At 59.4% G+C, this 23,315-nt stretch carries 22 protein-coding genes and 2 pseudogenes; 7 read left to right on the forward strand and 17 right to left on the reverse strand.

Translation table 11 applies throughout. The annotated features are described in order from the left end of the window. Window positions 1–15 precede the first annotated feature (15 nt). Window positions 16–234, reverse strand: a pseudogene (locus tag ACE103_RS05905) (hypothetical protein); the annotation flags it as partial. Here ACE103_RS05905 and ACE103_RS05910 point away from each other — a divergent pair. Further along, the gene (locus ACE103_RS05910) at window positions 233–775 is read left to right on the forward strand and encodes a formate/nitrite transporter family protein (RefSeq protein ID WP_375778679.1); all 543 of its coding nucleotides are present in this window, start codon (window positions 233–235) and stop codon (window positions 773–775) included. The pseudogene ACE103_RS05905 and the gene ACE103_RS05910 overlap by 2 nt on opposite strands. Before the next feature lie 282 nt (window positions 776–1,057). Here the strand turns inward: ACE103_RS05910 and ACE103_RS05915 are convergent, their stop codons facing one another. Together ACE103_RS05915 and ACE103_RS05920 are read right to left on the reverse strand one after the other, a co-directional pair. Next, window positions 1,058–1,525 carry a nucleoside deaminase gene (locus ACE103_RS05915; protein WP_375778680.1) on the reverse strand — a complete coding sequence of 156 codons (468 nt, stop codon included), beginning with the start codon at window positions 1,523–1,525 and terminating at the stop codon, window positions 1,058–1,060. 150 nt (window positions 1,526–1,675) lie between these two features. Continuing rightward, entirely contained in the window at window positions 1,676–2,809 is a 1,134-nt protein-coding gene (locus ACE103_RS05920; protein WP_375778681.1) for a YihY/virulence factor BrkB family protein, read from the reverse strand. Window positions 2,810–3,263: 454 nt separating this feature from the next. Here ACE103_RS05920 and ACE103_RS05925 point away from each other — a divergent pair, with 454 nt between their 5' ends. Beyond that, complete coding sequence (locus ACE103_RS05925; protein WP_375778682.1) at window positions 3,264–3,683, forward strand: DUF6321 domain-containing protein; 420 nt, start codon at window positions 3,264–3,266, stop codon at window positions 3,681–3,683. Window positions 3,684–3,905: 222 nt separating this feature from the next. Here ACE103_RS05925 and ACE103_RS05930 read toward each other — a convergent pair whose 3' ends face one another. The 6 genes and pseudogenes from ACE103_RS05930 to ACE103_RS05955 form a co-directional block, all read right to left on the reverse strand. Further along, complete coding sequence (locus ACE103_RS05930) at window positions 3,906–6,197, reverse strand: xanthine dehydrogenase family protein molybdopterin-binding subunit (RefSeq protein ID WP_375778683.1); 2,292 nt, start codon at window positions 6,195–6,197, stop codon at window positions 3,906–3,908. A 1-nt stretch (window position 6,198) separates the two neighbouring features. Further along, complete coding sequence (locus ACE103_RS05935) at window positions 6,199–7,215, reverse strand: FAD binding domain-containing protein (RefSeq protein ID WP_375778684.1); 1,017 nt, start codon at window positions 7,213–7,215, stop codon at window positions 6,199–6,201. A 4-nt stretch (window positions 7,216–7,219) separates the two neighbouring features. After that, window positions 7,220–7,843: a (2Fe-2S)-binding protein gene (locus ACE103_RS05940; RefSeq protein WP_375778685.1), complete on the reverse strand. Its 624-nt coding sequence runs from the start codon at window positions 7,841–7,843 to the stop codon at window positions 7,220–7,222. Between the two features lie 95 nt (window positions 7,844–7,938). Continuing rightward, window positions 7,939–8,182: pseudogene (locus ACE103_RS05945) on the reverse strand (DUF2171 domain-containing protein). A gap of 108 nt (window positions 8,183–8,290) precedes the next feature. Next, a complete protein-coding gene (locus tag ACE103_RS05950; RefSeq protein ID WP_375778686.1) occupies window positions 8,291–9,214 on the reverse strand; it encodes a molybdopterin dinucleotide binding domain-containing protein in 924 nt (307 codons plus the stop codon). A 559-nt stretch (window positions 9,215–9,773) separates the two neighbouring features. Then, a complete protein-coding gene (locus tag ACE103_RS05955) occupies window positions 9,774–9,926 on the reverse strand; it encodes a hypothetical protein (protein WP_375778687.1) in 153 nt (50 codons plus the stop codon). Between the two features lie 494 nt (window positions 9,927–10,420). On the opposite strand from ACE103_RS05955, the gene ACE103_RS05960 reads away from it, so the two are divergent. The 3 genes from ACE103_RS05960 to ACE103_RS05970 all read left to right on the forward strand — a co-directional run bounded on the left by ACE103_RS05960 (window position 10,421) and on the right by ACE103_RS05970 (window position 12,408). Continuing rightward, complete coding sequence (locus ACE103_RS05960) at window positions 10,421–10,981, forward strand: type 1 glutamine amidotransferase domain-containing protein (RefSeq protein ID WP_223970433.1); 561 nt, start codon at window positions 10,421–10,423, stop codon at window positions 10,979–10,981. A 3-nt stretch (window positions 10,982–10,984) separates the two neighbouring features. Further along, complete coding sequence (locus tag ACE103_RS05965; RefSeq protein ID WP_375778688.1) at window positions 10,985–11,446, forward strand: PPC domain-containing DNA-binding protein; 462 nt, start codon at window positions 10,985–10,987, stop codon at window positions 11,444–11,446. An 86-nt stretch (window positions 11,447–11,532) separates the two neighbouring features. Continuing rightward, complete coding sequence (locus ACE103_RS05970; RefSeq protein WP_375781016.1) at window positions 11,533–12,408, forward strand: SDR family oxidoreductase; 876 nt, start codon at window positions 11,533–11,535, stop codon at window positions 12,406–12,408. An 82-nt stretch (window positions 12,409–12,490) separates the two neighbouring features. On the opposite strand, the gene ACE103_RS05975 is transcribed toward ACE103_RS05970, so the two are convergent. Beyond that, a complete protein-coding gene (locus tag ACE103_RS05975) occupies window positions 12,491–13,030 on the reverse strand; it encodes a DUF4142 domain-containing protein (RefSeq protein ID WP_375778689.1) in 540 nt (179 codons plus the stop codon). A gap of 11 nt (window positions 13,031–13,041) precedes the next feature. Continuing rightward, window positions 13,042–13,530: a ferritin-like domain-containing protein gene (locus ACE103_RS05980; protein ID WP_223970636.1), complete on the reverse strand. Its 489-nt coding sequence runs from the start codon at window positions 13,528–13,530 to the stop codon at window positions 13,042–13,044. A gap of 556 nt (window positions 13,531–14,086) precedes the next feature. Between ACE103_RS05980 and ACE103_RS05985 the strand changes: the two genes are divergently transcribed. Further along, window positions 14,087–15,256, forward strand: a complete 1,170-nt coding sequence (locus ACE103_RS05985) for a Gfo/Idh/MocA family protein (RefSeq protein ID WP_375778690.1) — start codon at window positions 14,087–14,089, stop codon at window positions 15,254–15,256. A gap of 128 nt (window positions 15,257–15,384) precedes the next feature. On the opposite strand, the gene ACE103_RS05990 is transcribed toward ACE103_RS05985, so the two are convergent. The 4 genes from ACE103_RS05990 to ACE103_RS06005 form a co-directional block, all read right to left on the reverse strand. Next, window positions 15,385–16,116 (reverse strand): DUF3750 domain-containing protein, encoded by a 732-nt coding sequence (locus ACE103_RS05990; protein WP_375778691.1) that lies wholly within the window; start codon window positions 16,114–16,116, stop codon window positions 15,385–15,387. A 511-nt stretch (window positions 16,117–16,627) separates the two neighbouring features. Then, the gene (locus ACE103_RS05995) at window positions 16,628–17,242 is read right to left on the reverse strand and encodes a flavodoxin family protein (protein WP_223970428.1); all 615 of its coding nucleotides are present in this window, start codon (window positions 17,240–17,242) and stop codon (window positions 16,628–16,630) included. Between the two features lie 488 nt (window positions 17,243–17,730). Beyond that, window positions 17,731–17,964, reverse strand: a complete 234-nt coding sequence (locus ACE103_RS06000; RefSeq protein WP_223970427.1) for a hypothetical protein — start codon at window positions 17,962–17,964, stop codon at window positions 17,731–17,733. Between the two features lie 73 nt (window positions 17,965–18,037). Beyond that, window positions 18,038–19,168 (reverse strand): glycosyltransferase family 4 protein, encoded by a 1,131-nt coding sequence (locus tag ACE103_RS06005; RefSeq protein WP_223970634.1) that lies wholly within the window; start codon window positions 19,166–19,168, stop codon window positions 18,038–18,040. Between the two features lie 1,199 nt (window positions 19,169–20,367). Between ACE103_RS06005 and ACE103_RS06010 the strand changes: the two genes are divergently transcribed. Further along, entirely contained in the window at window positions 20,368–20,607 is a 240-nt protein-coding gene (locus ACE103_RS06010) for a hypothetical protein (protein ID WP_223970426.1), read from the forward strand. 880 nt (window positions 20,608–21,487) lie between these two features. Here the strand turns inward: ACE103_RS06010 and ACE103_RS06015 are convergent. Both ACE103_RS06015 and ACE103_RS06020 read right to left on the reverse strand, forming a co-directional pair. Further along, window positions 21,488–21,679: a CsbD family protein gene (locus ACE103_RS06015; protein ID WP_375778692.1), complete on the reverse strand. Its 192-nt coding sequence runs from the start codon at window positions 21,677–21,679 to the stop codon at window positions 21,488–21,490. 469 nt (window positions 21,680–22,148) lie between these two features. Beyond that, entirely contained in the window at window positions 22,149–23,015 is an 867-nt protein-coding gene (locus ACE103_RS06020) for a transglutaminase family protein (protein ID WP_223970632.1), read from the reverse strand. Window positions 23,016–23,315: the final 300 nt, after the last annotated feature.

Raw genomic sequence — 23,315 nt, forward strand, 5'->3', positions numbered from 1 at the left:
GTCGGCCTGGACGGGGCCGAGCATGAAATCGGCGTCCCAGATCGCCGGCAGGTCGCCTCGCGCGAGATCCAGCACCGTGGTGAGTTCCGGCGTCCATTCGTCTTCCATCAACCGGCGCAATCGTTGGAAGCGGGGGTCTGCGTTGGACGTGTAGAGCCGCGGCCCGGACTCGGAACGCGCGGCCGGCGAGTCGACTAAGGCTTTGATGTGGGGCGTCGTGCTAGCGGCCAACATGGCCGGCACCCTCGCTGCCGCGGCCTTCTTTGCGCTGAAGCCGGTACTGTCGCCCGAACTGAGGTCTGGAATGATGGCCGTCGCCGGCCATATCGTGGATCAGTCTCTGTCGGAAACGGTCTTTCGAGCGATCTCAGCGGGCTTTCTGATGGCGATGATGGTCTGGCTCCTGCCGAGTGCTAAAGCTGCCCAGTTCCACGTCATCGTCCTGATAACTTCCCTGATCTCGGCAGCGCAGTTCACGCATATCGTGGCCGGAAGCGTGGAAGCCTTTCTCCCCGTCATAACCGGTCACCTAGGCCTTTGGCCGATGTTGATGGAGTTCTTCATTCCGGTTCTGATCGGCAACAAAGATGGCCGCCGAGTTGTCGATCCTTACGGCTCAGATTGCAGCGATGACCGAGATGCGTTTTCGAGGGCGGCCGATATTGCCGACCAGATCGCCTCAAAAGACTCCAGTTTAATTGGCCAGAAGATTGCGGTCGTTAATTTCGAAGGTCATCAGCTCGGAGAAATCGTGATCGAACGAAGGCGCAAATGAAGCTGCTGTTCGGCAGTTGAAGAATATGAACATCAACGAAAATCAGAGGCATTTGGGGCGTTCGAGACCGCGCGCTTTGCAAGAAACGATCGTCGACCCCGTGCGATCTACTGTTCGCCGGGCTGACTGTCTACTTGCCTAAATCGATCCGAGCTGTCGGACCGACAAGTCTCAATGTAGCGGGCGAACGGCGCCCTTGGTACGCCGTCGCCATGGCATTGCCTTGTGAACCCAACCATGCGCTGGCCTACCGCACTGTTGTGGGTATCGATCCCAAGACCGTCATAGATTCCCTTGTTTATCTGTCGGAACATTGTCCCAAGGGCGATAGTAGAGAGCGGCGCATTCGTCACGGAGAAGGCCGCCTTCGATGACAAGATCATCTCTGTAGGCCTTGGCGACAAAAGCGAGGGTATCGACGTGGCGGGCTTCAAAATACATTTGGTGCACGTCCAGTCGGCCGGCGCCGTACACTAACCTCCTCACCTTGGACCAGATGGAAGCCATTGTGCACATGCCGCAGGGTTGGAGGGTGGTGTAAAGGGTGGCGCCGCGGAGTTCGCCGTTTTCGGACGAGGCACCGGCAGCCCGTATGGCCTCGATCTCCGCGTGCGCAACGGCGTCGTGGTGTTCGGCCACCCTGTTGCGGCGAGCGCTGAGGATCTTTCCATTTCTAACGATCACGCAGCCGATCGGAGATAGGGCCGGATCGGTGCCATTTTCGATAGCGACTTTGTAGGCTTCGCGCATATATCGTTCGTCGGCTGAATACATATTCGCCTTTGTCTCGGTCCGAAGAAGCTTTCTCTGCCAGTGTGCCGTCCGGTTCCTGGTTCCGCACGCGTTCCGCGATAACATGAGCGAAGCGCAACGTTTTGAGAGCACTGTGTTGGGCCGCCTTCAGGCGCGAGCCGTGCCGACGGTATCGGCCATTTCCGCGCCTCGGGCTCCCATTGGTTTCGGGGTGCCGGTCGTCGTGTCGCGTGCCGTCTGGTGCTCCATCTCGGCGTTGAGTTCTGCTCCTAGCAGGATCACGATGGCCGAGATCCAAAGCCACGTCATGAAGCCTATCGCTGCGCCGAGTGACCCATAGGTCTGGTTGAAGGTGCCGAAGTGCGCCGCATAGAACGAGAATAGAGCCGAGGCGATGAGCCACAACAGCGTCGCAACTACGCTGCCCCATGTGAGCCAGCGCCAGCGCGGGGCCTCTCGACTGGGTCCGAAACGATAGACGCAAGCCAAGCCGAGCGCCACGCCGACGAACAGGGCGGGCCACCTTGCCCAGCGGATCACGAACTCCGTGATGTTCGAGAGCCACACGTAGTTGAGTATGACGGGCACGGCCACGACGGCGCCGAGAACAATCAGGACGAACGAAATGGTAGCAAGGGTAAACGAGAGCGATATTGCATTGAGCTTTACGAAGCCGCGCTTCTCCTGTTCGCCGTAGACGATGTTGAGGGTATCGAACAAGCACTTCATCGCGGCGTTGGCGCTCCACAGCGAAACCAGAAGCCCGATTGCGAAGGTAAATCCGAGCGTTCGGTCCCCCGTCGTCGCGACGCGCGTGAGTTGCTCGCGCGCGATCTCGATGGCACCGCCAGGCACAAAGCTGGATATGTCGTCGAGATGCTTGGCGATGCTGCCGGGATCAGAAAAGAAGCCATAGATCGCGACGAGAGCAGCAAGCGCAGGAAAAATCGCGAGAATGCTGTAATACGTCATGCCGGCGGCCAGCGACAGGATCCGATGGTTGTCGATGTTGCCGTAAACGCGAAGCAGGATGTCCTTCCAACCCTTGGCGGGAATTTCGGTGGGCGATGTCGCGTGCCTGCCGCGATCGTCGCTTTCCATGGCCAAAGCGGCTGCCGTGGCGTCCCGCCTTTCTTTGGGCAGTGTCGGCGAAGCATCGTCGCCGCCCGGGGCCGCAACATGTTCGATCAGGAAAGCGACCGCGAGCAAGCCGAGGGCGGCAGCGATATTCCAGCCGCTCATACGGAATTCTTCGCGGCGGGTGCTCTGGAAGTCGACCATTGAGTTCTCCTCATGAGCAACGACGCGTGGAGAGGAGAGGTTCCCTCGGGACGGAGGTGTGCTGCGCTCCCAGCCGAATTCTTCCGATCGAGGCGGAAATTGCCGACAGAACGGCAACAGCTGATCGGCGCCGGCAAGGTCGTCCAAGCGGTTGCCCCGATCAAAAGCATCCCGAGCGCTCGACGCGAGCCTTTGGATTAGGACTGGGCAAACGGCCGGCTATCAGGACGTTGCTGGCCGGCTCCGAAGCAACCTCGGTGGCCGTCCGACGTTATAGGAGATGTCAAGAACGTCCACCCGGCTAGCACCCTGGAAACGTCCGAATCCGCGAAAGCGGGCGGGCAGGAAGCCAATCCATCTATCGTCCGCGAAGAAATCCGCGGCGAAGGCACGCGCACGTCGGGCCGGGCGCCGATATCCGAACCTCGTGGACAATATGCGCATGGCTAGAAAAATGAAGGCGTCGGCGAAAAAGAGCAGCGGAAGCAAGAGCAAACGGTCTATTCGCAAGAAGTCCGAGCGGCCTGTCCGAAAGCGGTCCACCAAAGCAAGCGAAAAGGATCCCAAGGGCGGCCTGACTGCGGCCGGCCGCAAAGCCTTCGCGAAGAAGCAAGGATCCCATCTCAAGCCCGGCGTAACGAAGAGAGCGTCGGAAATGACGCCCCGGGAGATGCGCCGCAAGGGAAGCTGGGCCGTGAGGTTCTACGGCCGCAAGAAGCTGCCGCCGCTCGTCGACGCCCGCGGACGTCCGACACGCCATGCATTGTCGGCCCACGCCTGGGGCGAGCCTGTGCCGAAGACCGTTGCGGCCGCGCGTCGGATTGCGGCTAAGGGTGAGCGATTGCTGGAACGATACCGGCGGTCGCAAAAATAGTTACAACTTTTGCTGCCGTCCGAGTCTAAGGATGCCGTCGCCCTGCCCTCCTTACAGAAGTAAATCTGACAGCGATCAGCTGCACGTATGTCTTCACGGGGGCAGATCCGGATACACGAACATCGCTGCTCGAGTTGCGGTGCGATTGGCTCACGGCTTGCTTGACGTCGGGCAAACCGGCTGGGGGGTCCATACAACTCGGCCGCCTGAGACCTCGCGATTTCAAACATTCAAATTTTCCAGTCTTACGGGCAGTTTCCGAAGCCGTTGTCCCGTCGCGTGAAAGATTGCATTGCAGACCGCGGCGTTGGTCCCGACATTCCCAAGTTCGCCGATGCCCTTCACGCCCGCGGGGTTGATGTGATCGTCCTGTTCGGGAAGCATGATCACCTCGACGCTCGGTACATCCGCATTTACAGGCAATAAATAGTCGGCGAGATTGTCGTTGACGTAGCGGGCGTAGCGTTCGTCCATTTCGGTTGCTTCGTGAAGCGCAGACGACATGCCCCAGATCAGGCCACCCATCAACTGACTTCGCGCAGTGCGAGGGTTCATGATCCGACCGGCCGCAAAGGCGCCCAGCAGTCTTGCTACGCGTATCTCTTTCGTCCATTGATTGATGCGCACCTCGACGAACTCTGCGCCGAAAGCGTAAGCGATCTTGTCCGACATCTCCGGACCGCCGACCATCCTCATCTGGCCCTTGTTCATGGCGCGGAATGCATCCATGGGCGCGCCGTCCGGCTTCCACTCTCCGTATTCCTCGATGACGCTGACGCCAAGAGCGTCAAATGCGGGCTCGTAGTCGATAGGACGATCGCTTTTCGCAGCCTGGGTGACCGGTGTCTGTCCCACGCCGACGGTTTCCTTGGCCTTGTCGATCAGGCCCTCGTTCGGCATCGTCGCCTTGAGAAGTTTCCGCCGGATCTGATCGCAGACCATCATCACGGTCGAGCAGGTGCTGGCGGTAGAGTTCGAACCACCGGCTACCGGTGCCGGCGGCAGATCGCTGTCGCCGATGAAGACCGAGATCTTCTCGACCGGCACACCCAGCCTTTCGGAGGCGGCCTGGGCGATCACGGTGTAGGCGCCATTGCCGATCTCGTGGCCGGCGATCTGGACGCGCACCCGACCGTCGCGCTGAAGGCGGACCCGCGCCGCGGCTGGCGCCATCTGGGTCGGATAGCAACTGGTGGCGCAACCGTAGCCGACGAGCCAGTCTCCGTCGGTCATGGATTTCGGTTCGGGGTTTCGTTGCGACCATCCGAACGCCTTGGCGCCTTCGTCGAAGCAGGCCATCAGCGATCTGGACGTGTATGGGTGCCCTTTGATGGGCTCCTTCATGGTATCGTTGACCCGTCGAAGCTCGATCGGATCCATCTTGAGCTCCTGGGCAAGCTCGTCCATGGCGCTTTCCAACGCAAACATGTAGGGCACCTCGGGCGGAGCCCGCATAAACCCCGGGGTATTGCGGTCGGCCCGTACGATCGAAACGAGGCTATCGACGTTGGGGCAAGCGTACATGCGCGTGGTGGTTTTGGTGCCGCCGACGGCGTACGGGTCCTGACGGGAAGAGATTTCCCAACCCTCGTGGCGAAGCGATGTCAATTTGCCGTCACGGGTTGCGCCGAGCTTGATCTGATGGCGCGTTTCGGCGCGGAAGGTGGCGATGGTAAAGCCCTGGTCGCGGGTTGCGACCAGCTTGACCGGGCGACCGAGGCGCCGGGCGATCGATGCGATGATGGCCGTACGCGGCGTCATCGATCCCTTCGAGCCGAAGGCGCCGCCCACGTAGGAGTTGATGACGCGAACCTTGTCGGCATCGATACCGAGTTGTTCGGCGACGCCGTTCCTCAGGCCATGCACGTACTGGGTTGGTTCGTAGATGATCAGGCTGTCACCGTTCCAGGCGCAACTGGTCGCGAACAATTCCATCGGATTGTGGTGCTGGGGAGGCGTTTCGTACTCGGCGGTGATCTTGACCTCGGCGGCGTCGAACGCCTTCGCGAAATCGCCGACCTTTGGGTCCTCCTTGAATTGAGCCAACTGACCCTTCGCGGGTGCCGATGTCGTCCCGGACGATCCGAATGTCGTAGTCGGAATGGCAGCGGTATAGTTTACCTTGATCGCATAGGCGGCCTGGCGGGCAGCTTCGAAGGTCTCCGCAAGCACGACGGCGACGATCTGGCCTGCTTGCGTGATATCAGCCGAGTTCAGGGGCTGGATCGTACTTGAGGTATAGCCGCCGTTGCTGAAAAGCTTCGCTTCCTTCAGCTTTTCGGCGTTCTCGTGGGTCACGATATCGACGACGCCGCGCACCTGCTTTGCAGCCGTCAGGTCGAATCCGTCGATACGACCCTTGGCGATCGAACTGGTGACGAGATAGGCATAAACGGGATTTATTAGCGCGACGTCGGCGCCGTACTGCGCCTTGCCGGTCACCTTGGCGACGGCGTCGTAGCGCGGAATGGGCTGCCCCATGTTGGCCTTCGGCTCGGGTGCGGCAATCGACATCTCAGATCTCCATCGCGGCGGCCTGATGTAGCGCTCGTGATACGACGCGCTTACCGAGCGCAATCTTGAATTCATTGTGCTTACGACCGATTGCCCCCTCGAAGGCCGCCTCAGCAACCTCGGAGGCGACGGCGTCGTCGAGCTTCTGTCCTTTGAGCAGGGCTTCGGCCTCGCGCGCCCGCCACGGAATCGTGGCCACGCCGCCGAGCGCGACCCTGGCGTCCCGTACCGTCCCGTCCTGCAGGTCGAGCGCGATCGCGACCGACGAGAGAGCGAATTCGTAGGACTGACGGTCGCGGACCTTGAGGTAGGTCGAGCGCGGCCAACGACCTTCGATCGAGAAGGCCGAAATCAATTCGCCGGGCATCAATGCGGTTTCGATCTGCGGCGAACTGCCGGGCGCCTTATGCAGGTCGGCGAAGGAAATATTGCGTACGCCGGACTTTCCCGTGATCTCCACGGTGGCATCCAGCGCGATCAAGGCCTGGGCGAAATCGCCTGGATAGGTCGCGATGCATTGATCGCTCGCGCCGAGCACCGCATGAGCTCTGTTGAAGCCATCCATAGCGGCGCAACCGGATCCGGGGCTCCGTTTGTTGCATTGCTCGTAGCTGACATCGCGGAAGTAGGTGCAGCGGGTTCGCTGCAGAACGTTTCCCCCGAGCGACGCCATGTTCCGCAACTGCGGGCTGGCAGCAAGTTTGAGGCTATCGGCGATGACGGGGTAGTGGCGTTGGATATCCGGGTTAGCCGCGACGTCTGACATGCGCGCCAGCGACCCAAGCTTCAACTTGCGGCCGTCGAGGTTGATTGCGGACCAGGATTTCGTGAGCGGGTTTATATCGACGATGACGGCAGGCCGCATCACGTCGAGCTTCATCAGGTCGAGGAGCGTGGTACCGCCAGCGAGTGGTTGTATGGAGGCGTCCGTGAGCGGATTATTCGTCTCCGCGGCGGAGGCGAGGGCCTGCACGGCGGACTGCGCGTCGGTCGCTCTTCGATAGCTGATCGGTCGCATCCACTCAGCCTTTCTGTTCGTCGGACATCGCAGGCGCTGCCTGTCGGACCGCTGCGACGATGTTGGGGTAGGCGGCGCACCGGCAGATGTTGCCGCTCATATATTCGCGGACGTCGTCGTCGTTCGTTGCGTGCCCTTCCTTGACGCAGGCGACTGCCGAGACGATTTGACCCGGCGTGCAGTACCCGCACTGGAACGCATCCTGATCGATGAAGGCCTGCTGCATCGGCTGCAGCTTGTCACCCTGAGACAGTCCTTCGATGGTGACGATCGGCTGGTCTTGAGCGGTAAGCGCCAACATCAAACAAGAGAGCACACGCCTCCCCTCGACCAAGACGGTGCAGGCCCCACATTGGCCGTGGTCGCAACCCTTCTTGCTTCCGGTCAGACCGATGTGCTCGCGAAGAGCGTCTAGCAGTGTAGTCCGGGCATCGATGTTGAGGGATTTCGCCGTGTCGTTGACCTGCAGCGTCACGTTTACCGGTAGGGTGGGATCCTGCGCTGTCGCCGGACTCTCGCCCGTGCCTGCCGCTCTTGCCACCAGGGGCAGTGTCGCCACACCGGCAGCTCCGCCGATGAACGCACGTCTGTTGAAGCCCGATACGGATTTATCCTTCACATCGGTCATTGGCGGCCTCCGCCGTTATTTGCCGGTCGGGCACACCTGCGCCGTCCGACGAACGATAGAAAAGCCCGGTCCCTTCGGAACGAGCCGCGATAAGTTTAGCCTCTTCCTTCGTGATCCCAGTCCGCCGTGACGTCGGCACCGGTCTTGTTCAGGTGCACATGCTGATCGACATGATCGATCCAGTCCATGGGGATGAAAATGATGTTGCTCAGCGTTGGGTGAGCTTTGCTTCGTAAGCTTGATCCTGTCGGGACCGGCGAGAGGATCGACCTTTCCGACCACCTTCCGGTCGGAGGAGATGACGTCCATGTGCTCCTTGACCCGCGACGCGCTCGTCATCAGAAACTCCGAAAGTCCCGCTCAGACGCAAACGCACCGTTTATCGAAAGGTTGCTCGGCGATCTGGGCGCAGCGCCAAGCATCGGAACCGAGTCTGAACCGCCACCGTCATCCTCGGACGATCCGGACGGGTACGGACTTCGCCGCGGGCACCTTGCTCTCGACGGCGTGATGCGACAGCGGGACCAGTACGTTGCATTCCGGATAGTATGCGCCGATGCAGCCCCGAGGGACGTCGTAGGCAAATACCTTGAGCCCGAGCTTTTCGCGTCGGATCCCGTCGTCTGCTTCGGTAGAGAGACCGATGACCTCGCCGTCGACGAGACCGAACTGGGTGATGTCGGCGGGATGAATGAAAACGATGTCTCGCGTGCCGCTGACGTCTCGAAGCCGGTCTTCATAGCCATAGATCGTCGTGTTGAACTGATCGTTCGAGCGCAGCGTCATGAGGCGCAGCAAACCGGGCTCGTCGGCGAAGCCGGTCGCCGACAGATGCTTGGGCGGGACGAAGATCGCACGACCGGTTTTGGTATCCGAAAAGTCGCGTTCACGCGCCTTGTTGGCCCGATAGAAGCCGCCGGGCTTTTTGAGCTTGGCGTTGAAGTCCGAGAACCATTGCGGGTAGGTTTCGGCAATGGCGTCGCGAACCCGAGCGTAATCGGCCGTCCAGGCCGCCCAGTCGAGCTTCGGATTCGCCTTCAGCGTCGCATTGGCCATTCCGGTAACGATCGCGGCCTCGGATAGAAGGTCCTTGCTGCTCGGTTCGACGTCGCCGAGGGATGGATGGATCACGCTGGTCGAGTCCTCCATCGTGACGGTTTGCGGACCGCTGGCCTGGACATCGCGCTCGATGCGGCTCAGGCAGGGCAGGAGAAATGTGACCTCGCCGGGGATAAGGTGGCTTCTATTGAGTTTGGTCGCCACCTGAACCGAAAGGCGCAGATTCCGCCAGAGCGGGCTGTTCGAAAACGCCTGCCGACGCGGTTGGTTCTTCGGGTCGACCGGACCGGGCTCATCAGGAAGCGCGCCCACGCTGGCTCTCTTCAATTGCGAACGGAATAGGCGAAAAGCTCTGGTCATTGCGCTTTAGCCGTTTTCGAAAAGGTTCCTCGCCCGACGTTCGCTAAGACTAGGGGAACACGAAGCGAGCCTGGTCGTTTCCCCCATATCGACGGAGAAGCACATGCTCAGAAAAGCACTTGCCGAACTCGCGAAGCAGATGGCTGGCGATCGACATCGCCATCCGATCGACGCACGGAGGGCGGTAGGATCGCCAATAGGCCGATGAGCAACCACGTCACATACGATGGCACATCGTACTACTTCACTTACGAACAGGCTTGCGACGGCCGCGAAATGGCTGTGGCCCTCCACTAGGCTTTGCAGGTCTGGCATTAAACGCCGCGGTGACTGGTGGTGTTCTCATCTGGGCGGCCGACGAAAATATTTCGCGGCCTCAATCCTTGGCGACGTTGCCTAGGGGTGGCCTTAGCGTCCTACGAATTTGCCCGTCTCTTATGTAAGGTAGGGTCCAGACGTCGGGCAAGCGGAAGCAATTTTGACGCCTCAAAGCCGCCGGGTGCCAGACGCCTCAATGTCGGAAATAGATGAGATAGAGAACCGCGAAGGCTGCGACGGCGAGGCAAAGACTGACCATCAAAACATCGCGAACCGTCGGGCCGCGTTCGGCCCCACGGGCTTCTACGGCGGTCTCCACGATCTTTCCATTCTGTACTTTAGCCATTTTCCGTCTTTCGAAACGTTTTCGGATCCCAATCTTTCGAAACCCATTTGTTCCAAATGGCGATCGACTGATTGTGTCGGATCGTGCGCGTCTCCGGATGAAGCGTTGGCCCGGCGAGCGGGCTACTGCAGAGCTTTCCGGCAGCAAGACGACGATCTCAACTTTGTGCCTCGATTTCCGCCTAGCGACGTCAGCGACCCCGCGCCGATGAAGTCAAGGCCCGGAAACAAAGCGACACAAGCAACTACGCGATCCGATACTTGGTCGCGATGTTTCGCGATCTGATCGCCCCAGAAGCGTCGCTGGGCTGTGCGGAGCCGCGCCTTCTGCTGCGGACGAATTCTTAATTCTACGAGCTCGGAATTACCGATGTCTCAAAGGCGCCGGCCTGCACGCCCGGCACCAAGATATTTTCATCGTGGTCATGGGTCCGCGTAGGAACGATGTGAATGATATGTGCTTGTCCGAGCAACAGAACGGAAAGGATCCGAAATATGGACATCACGGGAAAGAACATCGCGATCTTGGCAACCAACGGCTTCGAGCAGGCGGAGCTCGAGGTGCCGCGGGACCGATTGACGGAAGCGGGCGCGACCGTCCACGTCGTGTCGATGGCCGCCGGCGAAATCAAGGGCTGGGACAAGAAGGATTGGGGCCGCACCGTCAAGGTCGACAAGACGCTCGACGAGGTCTCGGCCAGCGATTACGACGCTATCGTGCTGCCGGGCGGGCAGATCAACCCCGACCTGTTGCGCGTCGAACCCAAGGCACTCAAGTTCATCAAGGATATCTTCGACGCGAAGAAAGTCGTTGCTGCTGTCTGCCACGCTCCATGGCTTCTGATCGAAACGGGTATCGCCAAAGGCCGCAGGATGACATCGTTCAAGTCGATCAAGACCGATGTTTCGAACGCCGGCGCCAAGTGGGAGGACTCGGCAGTCGTTGTCGACCAGGGAGTGATCACATCCCGCAATCCGGGTGACCTTGAAGCCTTCAGCGACAAGATCATCGAAGAGGTCAAGGAAGGCCGTCACAGCCAGCGCAGCGCGGCGTGACCCATGAAAAGCCAGAAAATAGCAAACAACGCGGGATCGGAAAGCCGCGTCCTCATTCTCGACCCGGGCGAGGAAGCCTTCGCCGCGCTCACAAATTTCGCGAACGAAATGCGCATCACAGCAGCTTCGCTGACCGCCATCGGTGCTTTTGAGAAGGCGACCATCGGTTGGTTCGACTTCGGCAAGCAGACATACAAGAAAATCGAAGTTGGAGAGCAGTGCGAAGTCTTGAGCGCCATCGGCGATATCGCCATTGGCGACGATGGCAAGGCGAGCCTGCACGTTCACGTCGTGCTTGGCTTGTCCGATGGCACGACGCGAGGCGGGCATCTCTTGGCGGGCACGGTAAGGCCTACCCTCGAAGTGATCATGATCGATACTCCGGCGCATCTGCGCCGGAAGAAAAAGCCCGACATCGGCATCGCGCTGATCGACCTCGAATCGGCCTCAAGGCTTGCTTCCTGATGCCCCGAAAATACCACGTCTCGCGTCGTCAGATGGTCGGAGAATTTTCGCAATCATCTTTATCCGCTCCGCAACCGGTTCAAAAAATGCAAGATCCAATCAGCAAATATCCGAAGCCGCCGTTCAAGCGCCAATCTCAGCCATGGCCCGGGCTTGCCGGTAAGATGGATCCCAAGCCCGACCACGGCGAAACAAGCTATAAGGGCAGCGGGCGACTGGCAGGCCGCAAGGCCCTCATCACCGGCGGAGACAGCGGCATGGGCCGCGCGGCCGCGATCGCCTACGCGCGTGAGGGCGCCGACGTCGCCATCAACTATTATCCGGAAGAAGAGCCGGACGCGCAAGAAGTAATCAAGCTCGTGAAGGATGCCGGCCGCAACGCCGTGGCTCTACCTGGCGACCTTCGCGATGAGGCATTCTGCAACAAGCTCGTTAGTGATGCCATACAAGGGCTCGGCGGCCTTGACATCCTCGTCAGCAATGCAGGCCACCAGCAGGCTCATGACTCCATTCTCGACATCACGACCGAACAGTTCGACTGGACCATGAAGACCAATATCTATGCGCCGTTCTGGATCATCAAGGCGGCGCTTCCGCATTTGGAGCCAGGGTCCGTCATCATCGGGACAACGTCAGAACAGGCTTACGATCCCTCTCCCGATCTGTACGACTACGCACAGACGAAGGCGGCGACAATGAACTACGTCAAGTCGCTGGCAAAACAACTGGCGCCCAAGGGCATCCGCGTCTGCGGCGTGGCGCCGGGTCCGATCTGGACGCCCTTGCAGGTTTCCGGCGGCGCCAGCATGGAAAAGCTGGAGAAATTCGGCAGCATGAGCAGCATGGGGCGCCCAGGTCAGCCGGCCGAACTTGCTTCGATCTATGTGCAATTGGCGGCAAGTGACGCAAGCTTCACGACCGGAGCGGTTTACGGTGCGGCCGGCGGGACCGGGCAACCGTGATTCGGAGGCCGCCGCGCGCAGCTGCTCATAGGAGGTTTGTCGATCAAAGAACAAGAAGCCGCCCGTTGGGCAGCTTCCGATGTTACTTTCGGTTTCTGTCCATTTCCTGCGCCATCTCGAGATGATGCTGCAGCGCAGGCAGCGTTTTGCCTGCCCAATCCTTCAGTTTCGGATCGTCGCCGCCCTTGGCGTAGCGCTCGAAAAGGGATGTCGCGTCCTTGTGTGCGCTAACCTGCATCGGATCGTATTCCGATGCGAAGTCCTCGGGCTTGGAATCCTTCAGCTTGTCGAGCTTCTTCTGCGAGGAATCGTCGAGAGCGGTCGGAATGGCCGAGTTCATCTCGCCGGAAACCATGCTCTTAAGCTCCGAGCTCGTCTTGGTGTGATCGGTGATCATCTGCTCGGCGAAGGTCTTCTCGGTGGGGTTGCCCTTCTGCTGCGCGATCTTGGCGGCCTCGATTTCGAGCATGTCGCTCATCGCGGCTTCCTTGATAAAGTCCTCGGTCTTGGGCGCGATGCCGAGCATGGAGTTGACGCCGGTCTTCTCGCCGGTGGATTGGGCGAACGCGGTGGTCGACAGGAAGATGGCGCCAAGGGCAATGATGGCAAGCGAAAGTTTCATCGTCTATCCTTTCAGGCGGCTTCGGCGTTGACGGCCGTGTCGGCAAGTTTGGTCAGGGCATCGTCGGTCTTCTTCTCCTCGCCCAACGTCTGGTCGAGCAGCTTGACCGCATCCTTCATGCCCAGCTTCGATGCCCACGTCTTCAGCGTGCCGTAACGCGAGATTTCGTAGTGCTCGACGGCCTGCGCCGCGGCCAGCAGGCCGGCATCGAGCGCCGGTTCGTTCTTGTACTCGTCCATGATCTCGGTGCCCTCATCGAGGATGCCTTCGATGGCGTCGCACTTCTTGCCACGCGCGGGCTTGCCGAGCAGTTCGAATATTTGTTCCAGGCGCTCGATCTGCCCTTCGGTTTCGTCATGATGTTTTTCGAACGCCGCTCGTAGCTGGTCGGAGTTTGCAGCCTTCGCCATCTTGGGAAGCGACTTGTAGATCTGCTTCTCCGCGTAATAGATGTCCTTCAGCGTATCGAGGAATAATGCGTTCAAATCCTTGTCTGCCATCACACTCTCCACGTTCATGGTTTGGATAGCGCGACAATCGGGGCCGGTGAACATTGTTCCTCGCGCCGAGAGACGTGCGAAGGAGCAGCGACAGCTCTTGGATCGAGCCGGGCCAACAAAGTTTATTTTGACTATCTCCACCGCCAGAAGATGAGGCTCGGTCTGCCGCTAACGTCTGCTATTAGGGTCGTGCCGCCGTCACCGAAAATCGCGGATCTTGCGGCCGAGGGCGACGTTGGCGCGAGGCCAGGAACGAATCCGCGCTTTTTTCCTTTTAAACCCCGGAGACGGAATCCGGAGCGGGACAGTCGCCAGCGTGGCCATGCGGCATAATGCCCGTGTGGTCGCGCCGCTCGTTTTGAATCGGCGAGGACGCTGTGCCTAACCCTACGGAAGAATAACCCTACGGAAGATCAGATACGCACTCGAGCGCACCAACTTCGGGAGATCGTTGGAAAGCCCGAAGGACGAGACAACGAGTTTTGGCACGAAGCCGAGCGCGAACTCAAGGACGGCCCTACAAACAACCCTGTCGAGAAGTTTCACCGAGTAGTCCATGCCCGATATGCGCATTCCGGGGCAGGCGGAGCCCGAAGAAAGACCGCCGTTCGTCGCGGCGAGCGAGAAACGGGCGCTACCCAAAGCGCCGCCGCTTGCCCCGAACAAACGTGTCGGTTTTGCGGTCGTAGGTCTAGGGCGGTTGAGTCTCGAGGAGATCATTCCGGCGTTCGGAACGTGCAAGCTTGCCAAGCTCACCGCTCTGATGACGGGCGATCTTTCGAAGGGCAGACGCGTCGCAGAGCAATATGGCATTCCTTCAGAAGCGGTCTTTGCATACGACGACTGGAAGGGGCTGGCGGCACGGGACGACGTGCAGGTGGTCTACGTCGTCACGCCGAACGGCCTGCATGTCGAGCAGGTGAAACGGGCCGCGGCCGCCGGGAAGCAGGTGCTCTGCGAGAAGCTGATGGCGGCAAATTCGGCGGAAGCGCAGGAGATGATCGACGCCTGCAAGAAGGCCGGCGTGCCCCTGATGATCGCGTACCGATGCCAGTACGAGCCGCACAACGCCGAAGTGACGCGGATGGTGCGCTCGGGCGAGTTCGGCGCCCTTAAGCTCATCGAGGCGCACAACGGACAGGTGCAGGACACCGCCATGCAGTGGCGCCACAACCGGACACTGGCGGGCGGAGGTGCGCTGCCGGACATCGGCATCTACTGCCTGAGTTTCGCGCGCTTCGTGACCGGCGAAGAGCCCGAGGATATTTTTGCTTGGTCGTGGAGCACGCCGGGCGACGCGCGCTTCAAGGACGTCGAGGAAAACGTCGCCTGGCAGATGCGCTTTCCGTCCGGCGTCGTCGCGCGTATGGCTTGCTCCTATGGTGTGCACGAAGCACGCCCGGCGAGGCTTTACTTCGAGAGGGCCGTCGTGCAACTGGAGCCCGCATTCGCCTACAAGGGGCTACGTCTCAAGGTCATCCGTCGGTCTCCGGATCGCGAGGATGTCGAGCTCACCGAAGAGCGAGTTATGGGGGAGACCAACCAGTTTGCCACCGAAATCGATCACATGGCCGGGTGCTTCATCACCGGCCGCCGCCCGCGCACTCCCGGCGAGGAGGGGTTACAGGATCACAAGCTGATGGAAGCGATCTACATTTCGGCCGCCGACAATCGTCCCGTCAGACTCGAACGATTCGCCGGTCTTGACAAATTTCGCAATCCCTAGAGAGCCGGCGAATGCTCGTCGGCATAGACGCGTCAAGATCGCTTGAACGGTGCAGATGGTCCCGCGGAACAAGTCGGATATCGACAGACGACCGTCTCCTGCCAACGAGACGGCCCTTGCGGCGCCACTCAAAGGCCGGCCGCGACGCCGAAACGTCCGATGCCAGGTAGCTTGAGCGCGGGGCGCCGGATATCGAAGCCGAGGACGGCACCGAAGAGGTTAAGTTCGAAGCCTTCGATCCAGCCGATCGTTAGTCCGACGTATCCCGCGAACGTAACGAAAACACCCGTGCTCGACGGCGTGACGCCGACCCAGCGGCCGTCATATGGGAAGTCCTTGCCGATGGCGGTCGGCGGCAGGATCGCCCGAAGCTCCGGGACGGCGTCCAGCGCAGCCTGCACGAAGGTGTTCGAGTTGGGACCCGGCCAGGCGCTGTAGTCACCGTATGCCTTGAACTTGTAGTTCTCGATCACATAACGGATTTTCGGGATGAGCGGCTCGGCCGCCTCGCCGTCGACCGCTACAATCGTCTGGGGCAGGGCACCGAACCATCGTCCGTCCGGAGCGAATCCGTTCGTGCGGATCGGCTCGCCCCAGGCCGTGTAGTCGTAGCGGCTATAGGTCGTCGCGCCCTTTTCCTTCACGACGATCCAAGTATGGACCGCGAAGATGCTGCGCCATCGGGCGGTCCGCGCAGCGAAGACCCGGATCACGGCTCCCGGATGAGTTGTCGCCGACGGCAGCAGGCCGGCACTCGACCTGTCGGCCGTCTGCCAGTTGCCGCGGCCGTCGCCGACCCACAAATAGCGGGCCGCCGACGCGGCGATCGGCGCAAAAACGAGAAACAGAAAAATGACCAAGGGCTTCTTCAAGGGAGTGCTGCGGGGGATATTCAATGGAATATAGGCAGGATCGTCGCTTGCGCCATGTTTGGCCGGTCGGCCGTGGTTCCGACTAAGAACTCCCGATGCTGTACCGTAAGAAGCGGGGAAGGGGAGCCGGCTCAAGAACGGTTTCCGCGAAACAGTCCCGGTCTTCTTGCCGCAAGAGTTCTTCGTTGGACGGCTGTAAGGATTCGAGAGTCTGGTCGGCGGTCTGCACACGAGAGCCAGCATAAGGGCGACCGGCACGCTCGACAGCGAAACCGGATCAGTCTCGTTTTGTCGAAGTTTGTTGCGAGGAATCTCGCGAAGCTCCGGCAGCCGAGCGAAGCGCATGACGAGAAGGGAAGATCGCGGTGCATAGAAGAGCCGCTGCCGGCTCTGAGGGAGTTTCGGCGGTTCAAGCGCAGCGGTCAGCTTCGATCTGCAGTGGCAGGCCTGCGGAGTCGATAACCTACATCTCGATCTTTAACTGAACCATGTCGGCATATTACTTGACGTATCCTGGGAACGGGTTCGCTTTCAGCAATTTTGCCAAATGGGCGGCGTTAGCAGCTGCCATGGCAGATGCCAGAGCAACTTTTTCCGGGGGCTCCCGAAACTCGTTGTATTCTTTGCCGGTCATGGCTTCGCCGACCCAATAGGTAACCGAGGTCGGCGCCAAAGAAAAGCCGAGGTCATTCATCGCTTGATAAATTTCAGCAGCGACATGATGGGCGCCGTCTTCATTGCCAACGACCGCGACTAGTCCGACTTTCCCGAAAGTCATCATACGGTTCTTCTCGTCTAGATCTTCAATAAATGCGTCGATCCTTTCCAAAACGCGTTTCGCAACACTCGAGGGCTGACCCAGCCAAATCGGAGTTGCCATCACAACAAGATCGGATTCCATGAGCTTGGCTCGCAAAGCGGGCCACGCGTCTCCGTCGCCCATGTCATGATCTGTGCCGGGCTTTATGTCATGATCGACCGCCCGGATGATTTCGGTCTCGACGTCAAAGCGGCGTAACTCGGAGATCAGCTGAGAAAGCAGCTTTTCTGTTGACGACGTATCATCAGCGCTAGACGACTTCAGCGAACAGTTGAACGCGAGAGCTTTCAGCATCGACAATCTTTCTAGCAAACGGCTAACAACCCTTGCAGATGCTTTTGACCTTCTTGTCGACCTGCCTGTCTTGTCTGTCGGTCGCCGGATCCCCGGTCCCCGTGGCGACGCCGGCGCCGTTCGCGGATCGACCAGAAGGGGCTGCCGTGCCAGCCGAATTAGTGCCCGGCGATGCTGCGCTCGAGCCCAGGGAGCCGCCAGTCGCAGCTCCACCGCCGGATGTCGCTTGAGCCAATACGGGGCTGGAATAGGCTGATTGTACGATGATCCAGGCGATGACTAAAAATTTCACGTGCAGCCTCCTTCGGACGGTGTGCAAAGATGCTGCCACCGTTAGGCTCTTGAGAACTTGACCTTTGTCGTTACACGAAGGCCCACCCAAAATGGCTGCAATTAACGCCTCGAAAAGCCGGCTTGTTCCTATCGCTGAGCGTGGCCGACCGCCCCTTGGAACAGGTGGTGAAATCGGCGGTTCTTTCTCAAAGTTCTCAGGCCCCGAGATATGATACGCCATGTCGCAGACGGTCGGAGAGTTTGTTGTCAAGCGCCTCCATGACGGGGGTGTACGGCACATGTTCGGCTGTCCTGGCGAACGCAAAAAGGGCGTTTTCGGTGCGCTTAACCGTGGCGATGGCAAAATCGAATTTTGTCCAGACGCGGCACGAGGAAATTTGCCACGCGCCCATGATGCCGACCCCGCCCGCGCGGCTCAGATCCGACAACTGCTTCGAATTTGATAAATAAATTCGCTCAAGCAGGTCAATGGGATCAGGCAGGCGCGTTCGGCAGAAAGCATTAGCCCGCGCTCGCCGCGCTTGCTTCCACGCCAGCGTAAGCCATCGGCATCCGAATCGCGCCTTTATTTGCCGGGATTGCAATTAAGGACTGCCTTTGCCGTAAGGCTGGCAGCCGATGATAAGCGGCCAAGTAATTTCTCGCCATCTGCTCTGCTGTGAAACGGTGCTCAAACCGCTTTCGGATCGCCTGCCGTTCTAACATGCCAACTGATCTTGCGGCCGCGACGGCTTCGTCGATCGAATTGACGACAAAGCCGCTTTGGCCGTGATCGATGACTTCCGGCACGGACCCGTGCGCAAGCGCGATTACAGGCGTGCCGCAAGCCATGGCTTCGATCATGACAAGACCGAACGGTTCTGGCCAGCAAATCGGAAAGAGTAACGCGCGCGCGTTGCCGAGGAAGTCGGCTTTTTGGAACTCGTTGATCTCGCCGATGAACTCGACATTTGGATGGGCGGCAATCATCGGCGCGATGATCTGCTCCCAATAGCGTTGATCGGCGTCATCGATCTTAGCCGCTATCTTAAGCGACAGTCCGGCTTGTGCCGCAATCTCGATCGCTCTGTCAGGTCCCTTTTCTGGAGAAATGCGGCCGAGAAATGCAAGATAATCGCCTGAAGAATCCTTTCGGAATGGCAGGAGGTCGGCAGGCAATCCGTGTAGGATCGTCCCAAGCCAGTTGACTGGTGGCATAGGAGATCGTTGGGCATCTGAAATCGACACAACCGGAGGCTCAGGGAAGGCCGAGTAGAACGGCATTAGGTCGGGAAGATCGAGCCGCCCATGCAGCGTTGTCACGATCCGATCAAAATAAGGACGCATCAAGGGATAATGCAGATGGTCGATGTGAAAATGAAGAACGTCGAACTCGTCGGCCCGCCTTGCGACCTGATCCAGCATCACGACGTGATGGGGCGTCATGTCCTTAACCGAGTGATCGAGACGCAAAGCCATCTTCGAGCACGGCACCAGTTCGGCCGACGTAATTGAATCTCCGCTCGCGAACAGCGTAACTTGGTGTCCTTGGCGCACCAGTTCTTCCGTCAAGTACGAGACGATTCGCTCGGTGCCCCCGTAGAGCCGTGGGGGGCAGCTCTCCGCAAGTGGTGCGATTTGCGCGATCTTCATGGTCTTGACCCCAAATACACTTAGGTTGATGAATTGCATATTCAGCGCATGACGTAGCCGATGGTTCCAAGCTTTAGCCACCGCCGGACGGCGAAGGCCCTTCAAGACCATTTTTCATCCGAAGGTCGGGAAGGCCCGGCAGCGACGCGACCGCTCGCGTCCGCGAGGGCAGCGCGTATTCCGTGACTCGGCATCGGAGGATATTGACCGTGAAGGCGCCGCCTGCCTGCACCGGCTCGCGCCCGCGCAACGGAATTGGGATTGAAGCCCTCGACATCAGATTCCCGATCCGCTCCCGAGCTTTAAAGAGTATTTGGCGAGACTTCCGCGATGCCGCAGTGAACTTCAAACAATCCATCATTCTTCGCCAGTATCCATAACCCCAAGCGAAGAGAGGGATCGACAGCAGTTTCGTCTTGTTTAGCTGAAAAAATCTTCGACGACAGTCAGCTGGACGTTTGCAGCAATGAAGACAATTGATCCCGGGATCCTCCTGCTTGACGAAACCCGCGCTGTGCTCAGATAGAGACCGCGCAACGATGACGACGAGTGTGCTTCTTTAGGTCGTGTCCAGGAGATTAGATAAGCGACAACGGGAATGTCGATGCTGCGAACACATCGCAACATTACGACGGATTCACATAGGTTATCTGAACTAGAAAGCAGCAGCGCGGTGGGAAACGCACCTGGCCACGAACGGTTAACACGATGGGCTATCGAAGGTGGACTGCTGAAGAGACCGAACAACTGAAAGCGATGGTCGGTGCGCGAGCGAGTGCAAACCGCATCGTGGTCGCACTGAGGCGCTCGATTCACTCCGTATACGATCGGGCCCACATGGTTTACCTCTTCCGACCCGCATGGAGGAGCGCAGACGAGCGAGGAACTTGCTCAGCTCCAGCACAAGCTCGGAATGAACGCCGCGCGTGCAAACGATAGCCTAGCCGGAGACGGCTCTCGCAAAATTGATGACTTCGCCCCCGCCCAGCCGGGTATGACGCCGCAGGCGTAGCGCTCAGCGCCAGCGAGCCCGCGGAGAAGCAATGATCGTTATCGCCGTTTACACCGATCGAGAAGAAACTGGCGTGATGCCAGAGGTCTTAATCACGGTCCACAAGGCGCCCCCGCCTTATTGGGCTCAGCGGAACCTTCGGCAGTCCGGAGCATTTTCTCAGCATTGAACAACTGGAGGCTACCAGATGAAATATGCTTTGGCCGTTGCTGCCGTTGTTGCCCTCGCCACCCCCGCTTTCGCTGATGAAGTTGGTGTCCATGTTGGACCCGTTGGCGCTGGCGTGACGACGGGGGAATCCCACATCGATCGCGACCGTGACCGCACCACAGTCATCAAGGAGCGTGAGCCAGCCGATCGCACGACCGTCATCAAGAAGGAACACGACGAACCGCGCGAAAAGACGATCATCAAAGAGCGTGATTAATTTGCATGGGCCCCCGTACCAGCGGGGGCCTTTTCAATTGCATGCAGCCGTGTCGCCACATACCTGATTTGACCTATGATACCTGGTAGGAGCAGCGACCCCTACCGGCTTCTCTCCGCGCTTTTGGCGCGATTATTGGTGCGTGCCCTGGCGCGCCGAAAGCGCCCATTTCTTCCAGTATTGTACCCCGGCCCCGTCGATCGAAACACCGGCTACTAGATCGTGCTCGTCTTCTGCCTCGGATGCCAGCACTACATCGGCCTGCTGAAGCTCACGATCTTCCCGATTGGAGGATCTCGTGCCAACTAGCTTGCATTGGCGTCAGTGCCTTATCGCTTCCGCTTTCAGTTCAGCGCTACCAGGCGCCGGATCGCGTGAGCGCGGGTAAGGGTCGTATCGGTCGACGCTGCTTGGCCGTGGCGACAATTCCGACCGCCGCGGGTGGGCGCCGCCGCCAGTCGGCCCGCTGGGCGCGTCTGCCGCCAGTCCTGAGCTACGCGATGCCGCACTCCGCGAGCGGCTCGGGCACCGGCTCGCCATCGAAATGTCTGTCGTCGCTATAGTGGCCGCGTCGAAATCTTATCGTTCCTGGGACGCGACGGAGCTTGCGCTGTATCGGCTCGGGTGGTCCCGCGCGCCGCGCCGCTCAGACACCGCGGGTTCGGCACACGCATTCTGGAAAACATGAGTGGCCAGCTCAAGGGCGAGGTGGGTTTTGATTGGCGCGAGTAGCGGCTAGCCTGCGAGATCGCTTTGCCGCTTGCATTGGAAGCCAAGCGAACATGCCGGCGGAGGGGATTCGTCATGCGGCCGCTCGGCCAGAGCGTCTGGCAAAGAAAAGGCCGCCCGAAGGCGGCCGATTCTTGGTCATCCCTACCGCTCATTTCTTAACGGCGTCAGCAGCGTTCCGCGCTGCATCCTTCACGTCTCCCGCGGCATTGTGGATAGAGCCCTTGGCTTTATCGATCTTGCCTTCGGTTTCCAAGTCCTTGTCGCCAGTGAGCTTGCCGGCACCTTCCTTGATGGCGCCCTTTGCCTTGTCAGCTGCGCCCTTCACATGTTCGCGATCCATCATAGTACTCCGTTCTGTATGGGATGTGGTCCAATAAAGGAGTTGCGCAGTAGTTCCTGCGAGAACCTTTGACCGGAGCTGACCGTCCGCTCTGTTGATCGCCCGCTTGTCCAGCCACCCCGATCCAGCGACGCGTTGGCCACTTGCGGCGTGTGATCGAGGACGCCCTCGGACGGCCAGATTGGGCAACTGCTAATTGGCGCGAAGCTGGTCTGACCGAGCCGCGCTCCTCCACAAAGAACTAGCACGATGAACCTCCGCAGTGGGTTTCCGCGAGCGCTTTGCACGGGACCTCCCGCGCGGCCTTTTCGTCGCTGGCCTGGCTAACAAAGCAACGCGCAGCGCGGATGTCTCGTTTCGAATTTCAAGGCGGACATTTCGCGTGGGAATACGCGGTGACACCCGGCGCAATCATTCTGCAGTTGCTATATGAGGATGGCCGAGTGGACCGAAAGCAGTTTGTCCGAAATCAGGCAAGCGCTATCTCGCGTTCAGTGAAATCACCTTTGCGAGTTCGCTCTCCTTGTGGCGTTGAACATTCTTTAGTGATGACAGAGAATTTTGCTAATTGGGCGGGGCCAAATGCTGTGGAGATAGCGACATCAGCAGCATCACGACCTCGAGCAACGACTATACGACCGATGCGCGGATGATTGTGTCGAGCATCAAACGTGTACCAGCGGCCGCCAAGATAGGCCTCAAACCAAGCGCTGAAGTCCATAGGGGCAGGGTCTCGCGGAACGCCAATGTCCCCAAGATACCCCGTGCAATATCGCGCGGGAATGTTCATGCAGCGACAAAGTGTGATCGCCAGATGAGCGAAATCTCGACATACGCCTCGTTGTTCGTCATGGCCTTCCGCCGCTGTCCGGTCGCAACGAGCATATTGATAGCCGAACTCTAGCCGGTTATGGACATAGTCACAGATGGCTTGGACCCGTTGCCAACCGCCGGTGATGCCGCCGAACTGCGCCCAGGCGAGATCGCCCAGCTTCTCGGAATCACAGTAGCGGCTGCCAAGCAGGTGCACCAATGCGTCGTCTGGAAGTTGTTCGATCTCGAATTGCCGAGCGCCAGGCACGACTTCATCCGGTCGTCCGCTATCGGAGACGATGAAGCGGTTGCGGATCTCAATCAGTCCAGTCGGCGCGATCAAACGGGTACATATATTACCGAACACATCGTGATAGTCGCGATGCGCAACGCTGGGAGAGAAGCTGATCTCGTGTCTGGTCAACAAGTCACCGTGCCGCGACGGGTGGACGGTAAGCATGAGCATCATGGGCACGTCTTGAAGGCAGTTGAAAGCTATGTCGTAGCCGGCTTGGATTTCCATGGTCATGCCTCGTTGCATTGGTGCAGGCAATAAATCGGTCACGGGCTCCAGGTTCCTAATCTAAGTTGATGAAAATGCGGGCAAATGCTCGAAAAAAGTTAGTCGCACGTGCTTTCCGCGAACTGAACCTAAGTTAGAGTTCGGTCAGGCGGTTCTCTCAGAAATGTCGATATTCACTTTCCACCACGACGTGCAAATTCAGAATCCTGTTCGGCCGGCCGGGGGATGAAGAATAGCGACGCGAACCCGATGCGAATGGCTTAGCACGGTCTCTTGCCGGCAACTTGCCGCAGGACGCGC

This window comes from Bradyrhizobium sp. ma5 (assembly GCF_042258955.1).
GTDB lineage: Bacteria > Pseudomonadota > Alphaproteobacteria > Rhizobiales > Xanthobacteraceae > Bradyrhizobium.